The sequence below is a fragment of the Amycolatopsis suaedae genome, from assembly GCF_004214935.1.
Classification (GTDB): Bacteria; Actinomycetota; Actinomycetes; order Mycobacteriales; family Pseudonocardiaceae; genus Amycolatopsis; species Amycolatopsis suaedae.
Window position 1 is genome coordinate 76,339 of record NZ_SFCC01000016.1, and the last position, 13,007, is coordinate 89,345.

12 protein-coding genes and 1 riboswitch are annotated in these 13,007 nt (G+C 72.0%); of the genes, 4 read left to right on the forward strand and 8 right to left on the reverse strand.

Going from position 1 to position 13,007, the window contains the following annotated elements; translation table 11 throughout:
* Nucleotides 1-38 precede the first annotated feature (38 nt).
* Nucleotides 39-115, reverse strand: a riboswitch (S-adenosyl-L-homocysteine riboswitch).
* A 45-nt stretch (nucleotides 116-160) separates the two neighbouring features.
* The 3 genes from EWH70_RS28170 to EWH70_RS28180 are packed head-to-tail and all read right to left on the reverse strand — an operon-like array spanning nucleotide 161 to nucleotide 2,087.
* Entirely contained in the window at nucleotides 161-601 is a 441-nt protein-coding gene (locus EWH70_RS28170) for a MarR family winged helix-turn-helix transcriptional regulator (RefSeq protein WP_130478559.1), read from the reverse strand.
* Between the two features lie 57 nt (nucleotides 602-658).
* Entirely contained in the window at nucleotides 659-1,705 is a 1,047-nt protein-coding gene (locus tag EWH70_RS28175; protein ID WP_130478560.1) for a hypothetical protein, read from the reverse strand.
* A 7-nt stretch (nucleotides 1,706-1,712) separates the two neighbouring features.
* Nucleotides 1,713-2,087: a hypothetical protein gene (locus tag EWH70_RS28180; protein ID WP_130478561.1), complete on the reverse strand. Its 375-nt coding sequence runs from the start codon at nucleotides 2,085-2,087 to the stop codon at nucleotides 1,713-1,715.
* 175 nt (nucleotides 2,088-2,262) lie between these two features.
* Between EWH70_RS28180 and EWH70_RS28185 the strand changes: the two genes are divergently transcribed.
* Nucleotides 2,263-5,124: an AfsR/SARP family transcriptional regulator gene (locus EWH70_RS28185; protein ID WP_165436450.1), complete on the forward strand. Its 2,862-nt coding sequence runs from the start codon at nucleotides 2,263-2,265 to the stop codon at nucleotides 5,122-5,124.
* 5 nt (nucleotides 5,125-5,129) lie between these two features.
* Entirely contained in the window at nucleotides 5,130-6,155 is a 1,026-nt protein-coding gene (locus tag EWH70_RS28190) for a CobW family GTP-binding protein (protein WP_165436451.1), read from the forward strand.
* Here EWH70_RS28190 and EWH70_RS28195 read toward each other — a convergent pair.
* Entirely contained in the window at nucleotides 6,139-7,125 is a 987-nt protein-coding gene (locus EWH70_RS28195; RefSeq protein WP_240687275.1) for a polyprenyl synthetase family protein, read from the reverse strand. The genes EWH70_RS28190 and EWH70_RS28195 overlap by 17 nt on opposite strands.
* 92 nt (nucleotides 7,126-7,217) lie before the next feature.
* Here EWH70_RS28195 and EWH70_RS28200 point away from each other — a divergent pair, with 92 nt between their 5' ends.
* Together EWH70_RS28200 and EWH70_RS28205 are read left to right on the forward strand one after the other, a co-directional pair.
* On the forward strand, nucleotides 7,218-7,820 hold the full coding sequence (locus EWH70_RS28200) for a hypothetical protein (RefSeq protein ID WP_130478564.1): 603 nt from the start codon (nucleotides 7,218-7,220) through the stop codon (nucleotides 7,818-7,820).
* A 29-nt stretch (nucleotides 7,821-7,849) separates the two neighbouring features.
* Entirely contained in the window at nucleotides 7,850-8,239 is a 390-nt protein-coding gene (locus EWH70_RS28205; RefSeq protein WP_130478565.1) for a hypothetical protein, read from the forward strand.
* Here the strand turns inward: EWH70_RS28205 and EWH70_RS28210 are convergent.
* The 4 genes from EWH70_RS28210 to EWH70_RS28225 all read right to left on the reverse strand — a co-directional run bounded on the left by EWH70_RS28210 (nucleotide 8,233) and on the right by EWH70_RS28225 (nucleotide 12,941).
* Nucleotides 8,233-9,672 carry an FGGY-family carbohydrate kinase gene (locus EWH70_RS28210; RefSeq protein WP_130478566.1) on the reverse strand — a complete coding sequence of 480 codons (1,440 nt, stop codon included), beginning with the start codon at nucleotides 9,670-9,672 and terminating at the stop codon, nucleotides 8,233-8,235. The two genes, EWH70_RS28205 and EWH70_RS28210, sit on opposite strands and share 7 nt — an antisense overlap.
* On the reverse strand, nucleotides 9,669-10,967 hold the full coding sequence (locus tag EWH70_RS28215; protein WP_240687276.1) for an MFS transporter: 1,299 nt from the start codon (nucleotides 10,965-10,967) through the stop codon (nucleotides 9,669-9,671). The genes EWH70_RS28210 and EWH70_RS28215 overlap by 4 nt, the downstream gene beginning before the upstream one ends.
* 572 nt (nucleotides 10,968-11,539) lie before the next feature.
* Nucleotides 11,540-12,322 (reverse strand): DeoR/GlpR family DNA-binding transcription regulator, encoded by a 783-nt coding sequence (locus tag EWH70_RS28220; protein ID WP_130478568.1) that lies wholly within the window; start codon nucleotides 12,320-12,322, stop codon nucleotides 11,540-11,542.
* 7 nt (nucleotides 12,323-12,329) lie between these two features.
* Nucleotides 12,330-12,941 carry a histidine phosphatase family protein gene (locus EWH70_RS28225; RefSeq protein WP_130478569.1) on the reverse strand — a complete coding sequence of 204 codons (612 nt, stop codon included), beginning with the start codon at nucleotides 12,939-12,941 and terminating at the stop codon, nucleotides 12,330-12,332.
* Nucleotides 12,942-13,007 lie beyond the last annotated feature (66 nt).

Here is a 13,007-nt window from a genome sequence, read left to right on the forward strand (position 1 = left end):
CCAGGACGGTGGCGGGAACGAAGAAAGGGCACCTCCTGGGTCAGGAGGCGCCCTTGTCGATCGGGATCCGGGCCGAGCGTGGCGGGCGGTGCCCGTCGCAGCGCCTCTCGGCCCCGGTACGGCCAGGGTGTCAAAGCCGCGCGTCGGCTGTCAACGTGACTCAGGGCAGGTTCGAGTCACCGCCGAGGTTGTCCACCATGCGCCGCAGGACGTTCACCGTGGTGACGTAGTCGGTGGTGCTGATGTGCGCGTGGATCCGGTCCAGTGCGTCCGCGGTGTGTGCCTTCGCCCGTGCCCGGCCGGCTTCGCCCGCCTCGGTCAGGCGCAGCGTCCCGGTGTCGGCGAGCCAGCCGCGGTCGACCAGATTGCCGGCGACGGCGGTGAAGTCGGTGTCGGCGAAGCCGGCCAGCCGCTCGGCGAGCGTCGCCCTGGTCCAGGTTCCGGGCGACGCGGCCACCTGGTTGAGGACCCACCAGTGCGGCTGGGTGAGGTCCTCCCTGGCCAGCGCGGCCCGGATGTGGCCGATGACGGCGCGGTGCGCCACGCCGGTCCAGTATCCGGCCGGCTGACCGGCGATCTCGGCGTCGGGGTAACTCCTCATACCGGCGACGCTAGAAGCTGAACCAAGCTGGAGGTCAACTGTCCCGCCAGCGTGCCGTCACAGCACCACGTTGCCCAGCTCGAGGCGAGCCGAGTTCACCGCGGTGGTGAGTTCCTCCATCTTCCTGGTCGCCACGGCGAGGATGTCGGCCTGGCCGCGGTGGTAGCTGGTGGCGATCTCGCTCCACGGGTCGCCCGACCTGTCCCGAGCCGTCTCGCCGTTCGTCTCCTTCTTCGGGGTCACCGCGCCGAGGACGGTGGTCCACACCTCGTCCATCAGTGCCTTCGTTATCACCCCGGGCGGTCCGGCCAGCCAGGCAGGCAGTTTGTCGAAGATCTTTCCCTTCACCTCGCCGGCGATGAACGCGATGGCGAACGCGAGAGCCGACCCGTCGGATTCTTTCGGCAGTTTGCTGTCGAAGGCCTTGATCACGTCTCCGGTCGACCGGTTGAGGGAATCCCTGGTCTTCGCGATGGTCACCGTGTATTCGGCCAGGGCGGGAAGGAACCGGCCGTTGAGTATCTCCGGGATCTTGGCGAGAATGTCCGCGGCCTCGCCGGCCAGCATCTCGAACGTGCCGCCGTTGTGCCCCTTCCAGCCGTCCTCGGGAACCCCGGTGATCTGGTGGTTGAAATCGTCGGTGCTCCATTTCGCGGCGGCCAGCCCCATGGCGGCCCTCTTGAACAGGGCGTCCGGTCTCTCGACCTTCTGGGTGGACACCGCGCTCTGATAGCCGAAGAACGGGGAGAACTCCCAGCGTTCGATCACCGATTCGTACGGGTAGTAGTGCGCGACGTTCCAGCCGGGAAGCCTGCCGTTCCGGTCCGGCATGGTCGACGGGTCGTGCTCGTTGGGCGGCGGCGGGGACGTTTCGGTCTTCAGCGTCGGGATGTTGCAGTCCTGCTCCGAACGGACCCCCTCCTCGTCGATGACGGTGCGCGCGCCGATGTGCTCCTCGGGATAGAGCAGCCACTCGATCCACGAGCCGAGCTCGGGCGCCGCGGCGAGCTTCTCGTTGCCGAGGAGATTGACGTCCGGGCGGCCCAGGTAGCCGAGGTACTCGGCACGCCGGGGCTTGCCGTCCCGATTCGGGGGTGGAGTCATGGTGACCTCAATCCAGTTTCCGGAGGATCTTGTTCAGCCTTTCGGCGGCCTCCTGATCGCGCTGCCGGTAGGCGGCCATCGCCTGGTTGCCTGCCGACACGATTTTTTCCAGGTTGCCCAGCGCGTAACCGAACTTCTCCATGAGTTCGAAGTAGAGCTGCACGGACTCCCGGACGAAGGCCTCACAGGCGCGGTGGAAATCCTGCGGCCCGCCGCTGTGTTCCGGCGGCTTCCCGGCCAGGTCCTCGAGCCAGGTGGCCGTCTTCTGCGGGTCGTGGTCGACGAGCGCCTGGTAGGACGGCCGGAGCAGAACCAGCGCCTTCTCGACCTTCGCGATGTAGCGGCTCACCGCGTCGGTGTCGACCGCGAATCCTTGGGACATGGCGGTGAGGCTAAGCCGTGGTTCTTACCGGATTCTTGAACTCGATCTTGTTCCTGATCGCGTGAACTGGGCCGTTTCGGGTGTACCGGTGTCGCGGAGGTGCTACAAAGTCCAGGTCGGTGGGTCTGAGGGGACCGCGATGAGCACAGCGTTCGTGACATTCGGACATGTAGAGATGAGGCTCGGTGACCGGCCGGTGGCGGTCGGGCACCCGCGGCAGCGATGCGTGCTGGCGGTGCTGCTGTACGAGGCCAATCACCCCGTCCCGGCCGAGCGGCTGATCGAGCGGGTGTGGGCGGACGAGGCCACCGACGGCGCCCGCGCCACACTGCACACCTACCTCTCACGCCTGCGCAAGGCGCTGGCCGGGGCGCCGGACGTGCGGATCGGGCGGCGCGCGGGCGGCTACACGCTGCTGGTCGACCCGCTCAGCGTGGACATCCACCGGATGCGGCACCTGCTGGTCCAGGCGGGCCGGGCCGACGACGACACGGCGATGGGACTGCTGGAGGAGGCCGCGGACCTCGCCAGGGACGACTTCTGCGCCGGGACGGACACGCCCTGGCTCGCCTCCGTCCGCGCCACAGTCGACGAGCAACGCGTCACGGCGGCCTGCGACCTGGTCGACCTGAAACTCCGGCACGGCAGGCACACCGAGGTGCTGGCGGAGCTGGCCGCCCGTACCGCGCGGTTGCCGCTGGACGAGCGGGTCGCCGGGCAGTACATGGTCGCGCTGACCCGAGGCGGCAGGCAGGCCGACGCCCTGGAGTTCTACCGCGGGTTCCGCACCAGGCTGGTCGGGGACCTCGGCACGGACCCCGGACCCGAGCTGCGCGAGCTGCACCAGCGGATCCTCGTCGCCGACCCCGCGTTGCTCACCGCACCCCGGGCGGCGGCCACCCTGCCGACGCCGCGGCAGCTGCCCGCGCCGCCCAACGGGTTCACCGGGCGGGCGGACGCGCTGGCCCGGATCGGCGCCCTTGGCACGCCGGTGATCGCGGTGACCGGCGGGGGTGGCGTCGGCAAGACCTGGCTGGTGTCGCGCTGGGCACACGACCATCTCGACGCGTTCCCGGACGGGCAGCTGTTCGTCGACCTGGAGGGGTTCTCCGGCAGGCCGCTGCCGCCCGCCGTGGCGGTGCGCGGGCTGCTGCACTCGCTCGGCGTGGCACCGGCGGCGGTCCCGGACGAGCAGCAGGCCCGGATCGGGCTGTACCGCAGCCTGGTCAGCGGCAAGCGCATGCTGATCGTGCTGGACGACGCCCGCGACACCGCACAGGTGGCGCCCCTGCTGCCGGGCAGCCCCACCTGCGTCGTGCTGGTGACCAGCAGGCACCAGCTCACCGGGCTGGCCACCGGGCACGGTGCCGGCCTGGTCGACCTCGGCGTCCTGCCGGCGTCCGAGGCGCTGGAGCTGCTGCGCCGGCGGGCCGGCGCCGGCCGGGTGGACGCCGAGCCGGAGGCCGCCGCCGAGCTGGTCGAACGCTGCGGGCGGCTGCCGCTGGCGCTCGGGATCACGGCCGCGCGGGCCGCGGCACATCCGGCGTTCCCGCTGGCGGCGCTGGCCGCCGAGCTCGCCGACGAGTCCGGCAGGCTCGACGCGCTGGCCACCGGGGAACCGGCGGGCAGCGTGCGCCGGGTCCTCGCCGGATCGTGCCGCGTGCTCGACGGGCCCGCGGCCACCCTGCTCGGCCTGCTCGGGGTGACGCCGGGCCCGGACATCGGCGTCGCCGCCGCCGGGCGGTTGCTCGACGTGCCGCCGGGACGCGCCCACGTCCTGCTGCGTGACCTGCTGGCCGTGCACCTGGTCGACGAGCGCGAACCGGGCCGTTACCAGCTGCACGACCTGGTCCGGCTGCACGCCGCCGAGCACGCCGATCAGTCCATTGTGGACACCGCGGTGCGGAGGCTCGCCGGTTTCTACCTCCGGACTGCCGCCGGGGCGGCGGACACGCTGCTGGGCGGGGAGCACAGCCCGTTCAGCACCTACGCCGAGGCGTTGTCGTGGCTGGAGACCGAGCGCCGCAACCTGCTCGCCCTGGCCCAGGACGACCGGCTGCAGGTGGGCGGGCAGCTCTCGCAGACCCTGCGGCACTACCTGGACCTGCGCGGGTACCACGACGACGCGCGCTGCCTGCACACGGCCGCGCTGGTCTCGGCACGGGACGCCGGCGACGACCGCGGTGAGGCCGGCGCGTTGCACGCGCTCGGGCTGGTGTCCTGGCGGCGAGGCTGGTACGTCGACGCCGCGCGGCGGTTCGAGGCCGCCGCCGAGGTGGCGCACCGGCACCGGCACGTCGACATCGAGGGCTACGCCCAGCACCTCCTCGGCTGCACCGCGACCCGGCTCGGCCGCTACACCGACGCCGTCGAGCACCACCGGCGCGGCCTCGCCCTGGCCCGCGAGATCGGCGACAGCGACATCGAAGGCTGCAACCTGGACAACCTGGGCATGGTCTACTGGTACCTCGACGACCTGGGCCGCGCCGCCGACTTCAGCGAGCAGGGCCTGAAACTGGCCGAGCGCGCCGGCAACCTGCACGTCAAGGCCCACGCCCTGAACAACTTCGGCCTCATCCACTGCCGGGACGGCGCACCCGCCCGGGCCCGCGAGATGTTCACCCGCGCGCTGACACTGGCCCGCAGCAGCGGCAACCGCTATGTGGAGAGCAACGCCCTCAACGGCCTCGGTGTCGCCCACCACCGGCTCGGCGACCTGCCGGTGGCCCGCGAGCACCTCCAGCACGCGCTCGACGTGGCCCGCACGGCGGGCAACCGCAGCCACGAGGCCGAGACGCTCAACAACCTCGGTGACCTCAGCCGGGGAACCGGCGACGCCGGCACCGCCGTCGAGTACCACCACCGCGCGCTGGCCACCAGCGTCACCACCAGGGAGCCGTTCGAGCAGGCGGTCGCGCACCACCGGCTCGGCGACGCCTACGACGATCTCGGTGACCGGCGCCGGGCCCGGCACCACTGGAAGGTCGCGTGCACCGTCCGCGCCGGCCTGGGGGTCGGCCCCGGGTCAGTACGATGACGGCCATGCCGCGCAAGCCGATACCCGTCGTCCTCGTCGCCGGCTTTCTCGGGTCGGGCAAGACCACGCTGCTCAACCACCTGCTCACCAGCGCCTCCGGGGTGCGCATCGGGGTGCTGGTCAACGACTTCGGCAGCATCAACATCGACGCCATGGCGGTGGCCGGGCAGGTCGACTCCACGGTGTCGCTGGCCAACGGCTGCCTGTGCTGCGCGGTCGACGCCCGCGGGCTGGACGCCATGCTCGCCACCCTCGCCGACGCCGACCTGGACGTGATCGTGATCGAGGCGAGCGGGCTGGCCGAGCCTCGTGGCCTGATCCGCATGCTGCTGGCGTCGGAGAACCCCGCCCTGGAGTACGGCGGCCTGCTGGAGGTCGTCGACGCGGCCGAGTTCGACGCCACCCGGCAGCGGCATCCCGAACTCGCCGAGCACCTGAAGTTCGCCGACCTGGTGGTGCTGAACAAGACCGACCGGATCGGCGGCCCGCGCCGCGCCGAGCTGGCCGCGACGGTCGGCGAGCTGGCCGGTGGCGTCCCGGTGCTGCCCGTCGAGCACGGGCGGGTCGATCCGGCGCTGCTGTTCGACATCCCGGCCGGCCGCCGCGACGACGAGGCGCGGCAACTGTCCTTCCAGGACCTGCTGGCCGAGGAGGACGACCACGCCGGACACGCCCACGCCGCCTACGACACGGTCGAGTTCACCACCGGGGTCCCGCTGCATCCCCGGCGGTTCCAGCGTTTCCTCGCCGACCGGCCGGCCGGACTGTACCGGGTCAAGGGGTTCGTCCACTTCGGACAGCCCGGCGGCGGCCTGCGGTACACCCTGCACACCGTCGGCTCGTTCCTGCGGCTGGACCGGGGTGCCGGGCTGCCCGGGACCCAGCTCGTGCTGATCGGCACCGGGATCGACACCGCCGGACTGCTCGCCCGGCTGCGTGCCTGCGAGGAAGCCGACCCCGCGGCGGTCGACGAGCAGGCCATGCTGGGGATCCTGCGGTTCCTGCCGGAAAACCTCAGTGAGAGCGACTGACCACGAACTCGCTCAGCCGGCACAGCACGTCCCGGGCGGGATGTGCGGGCAGGCTCTCCGCCAGCCGCCGGGCCCGCCCGGCGTAGCCCGCCGCCTCGGCGGCGGCCCGCGCCGGGCCGTCCGACGCCCGCACCCGCGCCAGCGCCTCGGCCAGGGACTGCGGGTCGTCGAGTGAGCCGCCGGTGACCAGGCCGCGCAGCCGGTCGTCGCGTTCGAGCGCGTAGAGCACCGGCAGGGTCACCACACCCTCGCGAAGGTCGGTTCCGGCCTGCTTGCCCAGCGTCGCCGTGGGAGCGCAGACGTCCAGCACGTCGTCGTGGATCTGGAACGCCAGCCCGAGCAGCTCGCCGTACTCGCCCAGCGTGCCGGCGACCCACGCGGGCGCGCCGGCCACCATCGCGCCCAGCCGCGCGGCCATCGCGATCAGCGACGCGGACTTGTCGGCCAGCACCGCCAGGCACTCCGCCGGTGCCACCACCGTCCGGCGCGGCCCGACGGTCTCCAGCACCTGCCCGCGGACCAGCCGGGACAGCGTCAGCACCTGCAGCCGCAGGGCCTGCTCGCCCAGGCCCGCGCCGAGTTCGGCCGCCTTGGCCAGCAGGTAGTCGCCCAGCAGCACGGCGGTCCGGTTGCCCCAGCTGACGTTGGCGCTGGGTACCCCGTGCCGCAGGCGTGCCTCGTCCATGACGTCGTCGTGGTACAGCGTGGCCACGTGCACCAGCTCCACCACCGTCGCCGCGGTCACCACGGCGTCCCCGTCCGGTTCGGGGCCGAACGCGGCGCCCAGCAGCGCCACGGTCGGCCGCAAGCGTTTGCCGCCCGCGTTGATCAGGTGCCCGGCGGCCTGCGTGAGAAACGCCGAGCCGGGATGACGCAGGACGTCACGCAGTGACGTCTCCACGGCGGCGAGCCGGGCGTCGAGTTCGGCGGTGAACGGTGATGCGGCCAGCTGTGTCGTCAGGGAGGTCACGACCCGACCGTGCCGGGACACCGGTGGCCCGCGCCTGGTTCCCGAGGGGGAATCGCCTCCCCCGGCGGCGGGAGAGCCGGTAACGTGGGGACATGGGGAGGCTGCTGGGGCACGTGGTGCGGCACCAGAAGCAGGACGCGATCAGCCTCTGGCACTGGATCAGGCGGCGCGACCACGGGGTCGGTCCCGGCGACCGGGCGTTCGGCTACGCCAGCGAGCAGGCACCGATCATGTTCGCCCTGCTGGGTGTCATCGTCGTGGAGACCACCGTCGTCGGGTTCCTGCTGCCCTGGTGGTGGATCCACGTCCTGGACGGGATCGCGGTCGTGCAGGTCCTCGCCGCGATCGCCAGCCTGAAGGTGCGGCCGCACGTCCTGCGTGCGGACACGCTGGTGGTGCGCAGCGGCCCGATGATCCACGTCGACGTCCCGCTGGAGCTGGTGGTTTCCGTCCGCGCGGAGCTGAAGCACCACGACGGCACGAGCACCTACCAGGTCCGCGGCGACGAACTCTGCCTCGTGCAGGGCAACCAGACCGACCTCACGCTGGAACTTTCCGATCCGGTGTCCACGACGCGCTCGAACGGGGAGCCGTTGCTCGTGCGGGTGCTGCGGTTCCGCGCCGACGAGCCGCGTGCCGCCGCCGACGCCATCCGCGAGGCCGTCGAGCGGCGCAGGACGGCGCTGACGGCCTAGACTCTGCCGCATCCGGCTCAGGAGGAACCGTGAAGCGGACCAGCGTTGTCGTCGCCATCGTGATCGGGCTGTCCGGGTGTTCGGGTGAGCCGGACAAGCCCGGTGGCAACGCGCCGGGCGGGGACTACTGCGCCAACCTCCAGGGCTATTTCCAGACGATGGCCGGGGCGATGGGCGGCGCCACCGACCCCGCGCGGTACGAGGCGTGGGCGGCGAAGGCCAGGCAGATGGCGGACATGGCGCCGGAAGAACTGCGGGGCCACTGGGACTTCCTGGTCGGCTACACGGAACGGGTGAAGGCCTCGGGTGGCGACATCTCGAAGGTCACCCCTGACGACGTCAGGAAGAACGGCGAGGCAGGCACCGCGATCACCCAGCACGCGATCGAGAAGTGCAACCTGCGGGCACCCGGTCAGTGACCGGTGGCGACCTCGTACAGCTCGTCGTCGATGTAGCCGCGGGCACGCAGTTCGCGGCAGAACCGGTGGTAGGACGCGGTCAGCCGGTCCCGCTCGGCCGGGTCCGGTTCGACGAGGGTCGCCGTGGTGTCCGCGCGGGCGCAGGCCTCGGTCACGCCCCCCGGCAGCAGCCCGCCCGCGGCCAGCAGTGCTGCGCCGTAGCCGGTCTCGGCGTGTGGCGACACCCGGATGCCCAGCCCGGTCACTGTCGCCCGGATCCGGGTCCACAGTGGACTCCTGCTGCCGCCGCCCGCGGCGAACAGCGGCTCGGTGACGGTGATTCCCAGCCGTCGCAGGTGATCCAGCGCCAGCCGTTCGACGAACGCCACGCCCTCCAGGCGGGCGCGGTGCAGTTCCACCTCGTCGGCGGGCTCGCCCGCGACGAAACCGGCGGCGCCCGGGCTGGCGAACGGGAAACGCTCCCCGGTGCGCCGCAACGGGTAGGCCACGACGTCGGCCGGGCCGCGGGCGGCCGCCGCCGCGTCGAGCCCGGCCAGGCCGGGGGTACCCGCCACCGACTCGCCGCCGGTGCTGGACGCGCCGCCGGGCAGCCACCAGCCGTCCGGGTGCCGGTGGCTGTAGACGGCGCCGGTGGGATCGGGCACCAGCCGTTCGGTGACGCCCTTGAGCACGTAGGTGGTGCCCAGGATGCCGACGAACTGCCCGGGCGACACCGCGCCGGCCGCGATCTGTCCCGCGCAGCCGTCGGTCATGCCCGCGACGACCGCGCACCCCTCGGGCAGCCCGGTCTCGGCGGCGGCGACGGTGCCCAGGACCGTCGCCGGGGCGGCCACCTCGGGCAGCCAGTGCGCCGGGACGCCCAGCTCGTCGAAGACCTCGCCGGGCCACTGCCCGGTGAGCGGGTCGTAGCCGCTCTTCAGCGCGTGTGACCAGTCGGCGGCGACCGGGCCGCCGGTCAGCTTCGCGCCGATGATCTCGGGTGTGTGCCGTACCCCGGCGGCGCCGGGCACGTGCTCACGCAGCCAGGCGATGCGGCCGAGCGCGGCCGTGGCGGACACCGTCAGGCCCAGCTCGGCCCACCGCTTCGCCCCGGCCCGGCCCGCCGCGGCGTTGTACGCGGCGCCGCGCCGGTCGTCGTACATCAGCGCCGGGCCCAGCGGCTCGCCCGCGGAGTCGACCGCGACGATCGTGCCGGACGTCGCCGCGACGGCCACCGCGCCGACCGGCTCGGCGACCGCGGCGGTCACCTCCCGCAGCACCCGGCACGCGGCAGGCCACCAGGTGGTCGCGTCCTGCTCGCTGTGCCCGGCGGCGGTGCGCCGCGGCGCGGGCAGGTCCGCCGACGCCGATGCCACGACACGGCCGTCCGCGGCGACCGCGAGGGCACGGACCCCCGCGGTCGCCACGTCCAGGCCGACGGTGAGTGTGCTCACCTGGTGCTGACCTCCTGCAGGCTCGCGTCCTCGGCGATGGCGCGCTCGGTCTCCTCGGGCAGGGTGAGGAACCGGGTGAGCACGGCGGCCACCACGTACAGCGCGGCGAAGATGATCACCACGCCGGCGGCGCCCACCGGGCCGAGGAACAGGCTGACGATCGCGGGCCCGACGAACGCCGCCGCGCCTGCGCCGAAGTTCAGCAGGGCCATCGCGCCTCCCTTGTGCTCCGGCGACAGCGACGGCAGCAGCGCCGAGATCGGGACGAACCCGGCCAGCGTCGCGCCGTAGAGCGCGCCGACGAGCAGCGCGACCCAGTAGTAGTCCGCGCCCAGCGCCAGCGGGACGAAGTACAGCAGCAGGATGGAGATCGCGCAGCCGATGGCTCCGAACCAGAAGATCGTGCGCTGCCAGCCGATCCGGTCGCTGAGCACGCCGAAGATCAGGTTGAAGAAGATGTTGGTGCCGTAGATGACCGACACCAGCAGCAGCCAGCGGCTCTCGCCGAATCCGATCTGGCTGATGAAGATCGTCGGGAAGAACACCAGCATGCCGAACTCGGGCGCGGTGTTGATGACCCGCACGATCATGCCGACGCCGATGCGTGGCTTGCGCCAGGCGATCGACAGGCTGGACACCAGGCTCTGCACCGGCTTGACCTCCGGCGGCGCCAGGCGCTGGTACCCAGTGCGCTCGCGCACGCCGAGCAGGCAGACCAGGCCGCCCAGGGCGAGGATGCCGACCGAGAGCCACAGCGTGCCGTAGTGGCCGAGGATGGGGTTGGTGAAGCTGGCGACCAACGAGCCGAGGGTGGGCAGGCCGCCGGTGAAGGCGAAGTAGAACCAGCCGACGGCGGCGCCCAGCCGGGCGACCGGCGCGACGGCGGTGATCCACACCAGGAAGCCGAAGGCGAACATCGGGTAGCCGAAGCCGCGCAGGCCGTAGGACACCAGCATCAGCGTGTAGTTGCCGCCGGCGGCCGACAGCAGGAACAGCACGTCGAACACGAGCCAGATGACCAGGCCCGCCAGCATCACCCGGCGCGGGCCCCACAGTTCGGACAGCGCGCCGGACAGCCAGGACGCCAGCATCACCGCGACGCCGTAGACGGTGATGATGTAGGACGCCCTGATGTCGTCGCCGGCGCCGTTCGCGGCCATGTACGGCGCGATGAAGCCCGACTCGACGCCGTCGCCGATCATGAACAGCAGCAGGCCGACGTAGCCGAGGAACAGCGGGGCGGGCAGCCCCCAGCGGGTCAGCAGGCGGGACAACCTCGATGTTGCCTGATCCATGAATGCCTCCATGATGTGTTACCGAAGCATCATGAGCGACGTTAAGTTAACACGCAAGATGTGATTTCAACTTTTTCTCGGCGCGCTGCGGTGGTCCCCCAAGCACGTGAAGGCCACCTTCACCACGTCTCACGTCAGGGCCCCGGCAAAGTCCGGGATGCGGCAGGGCCAGGTGGGTGGCCCTGAACGCAGAACTCGCGGGCCGGAACGCAGAACTCGCGTGCGTGAGCGCAGAACTCACCATGTGGACCGGGTTCTCACCTGGTGCCGGTCGCCCGCGTGAACGGTCCACTCGCGCGAGTCGTACGTTCTCACGCGCGAGTCGTCCGTTCCGGACCCGCGAGTTGCACGTTCCCGCCTGCCTGGTCCCACTGGCCGGTATGCCAGTTCCAGATCGCGAGACCCAACCCTGTTCTCGCCTGGCCGAACGGGCCGCTCGCGCGGCCCTGCCGGGCCGGAACGCGAGTCTCGCCTTCCGGAACGCGAATGACGCGCTCCGGACCACCCGACTTTGCCGGGCCCCTGACGTCTCACGTGCTGAAGGTGGCCTTCGCGCGCGGGCCGGGGGAGCGTCAGGAAGCGGTGCCGGCCACGTCGACCTTGGTGTGCCCGCGCAGGTCCTCGACCAGCGACGGCTCGGTGCCGGCGTCGACGATCAGCCGGTCGAAGTCGGCGACCGGCGCCAGCCGGTGCAGTGCCGTGCGCGGCAGCTTGCTGTGGTCCATCAGCAGCAGCCGGGTGCGGGCGCTGGCCAGCATGGCCCGCTTGACCATGACGATCTCCGGCTCCTGGTGGTAGGTCATCTCCGTGGTCATCGCCGAGGTCGACACCAGCGCCACGTCGACGGTGAGCCGCTCGACGGCCTCCAGGCAGGCCATGCCGAGGAACGAGTCGTGCGTGGCCGAGTAATCCCCGCCCAGGCAGATCAGCCGCAGGTCGTCGCTGGTCTTCAGTTCCTGCAGGGCGCGCAGGTAGTTGGTGGCCACGGTCAGCTGCCCGACCTCCGGCAGCAGCGCCGCGACGGCCAGCGCCGTGGTGGAGTCGTCCAGCAGCACCGACATGCCGGGCTCGATGTGGCGCAGGGTCTGCCGGGCGATGGCCTGCTTGGCCTCGGTGTTGGCGGCCAGCCGGTACTCGGCGTTGCTCTCGAACACCGACGACGGCTGCGCGGACACGCCACCGCGGAACTTGCGCAGCAGGCCCCGCCGGACCAGCTCGTCGACGTCGCGGTGCACGGTCATGTGGCTGACGCCGGTCAGCTCGACCAGCTCGGCCTGCGACGCCGAGCCGTGCTTCATCACGTGCTCGGCGATCAGCTGCTGGCGTGCGGTGCGCGACCGGGCGTGCTCGCTCATCGGCCCATTATCCGACGTCCCACCCGGCGTTGAGGCGCAGCAGCCCGGCGCGCCCCCCGCGAAACTCCAGCTCGGTGCACGCGGCGTTGCGCAGCCCGGGCAGCACCGTGCGGTAGTCGCGCAGGGGGATGCCGAGCAGCGCGCACAGGCTCAGCCGCAGCAGCGTGTTGTGCGCGACGACCAGCACCGGCCCGTCCTCCCGCCCGGCGATCGCGGTCAGTGCCGCGGCACCGCGCCGGGCCGCCTCCGCGGCGGGCTCGGCACCGGGGAACGTGCCGGTCACCGGATCGGCGACGAACCGCCGCGCGGCCTCCGGATCGTCGGCCCGCAGCTCGTCCAGCGTGCGGCCCTCCATCACGCCGAAGTGGACTTCCCGCAGGTCGTCGACGATCACCGGCTCCAGCCCCAGCGTCTTCGCCGCCGGGGCCGCGGTGATCCGCGCCCGTTCCTGCGGGGAGCAGTAGAGCGCCGTCACCGGCAGCGTGGCCACCGCCTCGCCCAGCCGCCGGGCCTGCTCGTGGCCCTCGGGGGTCAGTGCGACCTCACTGCTGCCCGCGTAGCGGTTCTCCGCGTGCCAGACCGTCTGCCCGTGCCGGGTCAGCAGGAGCCGGGTGCCCATCGCGGTTCCTCTCGTCGTGGGGTGATGACATATCGCAAATCGGATGTTAATTTAACATGCACGATG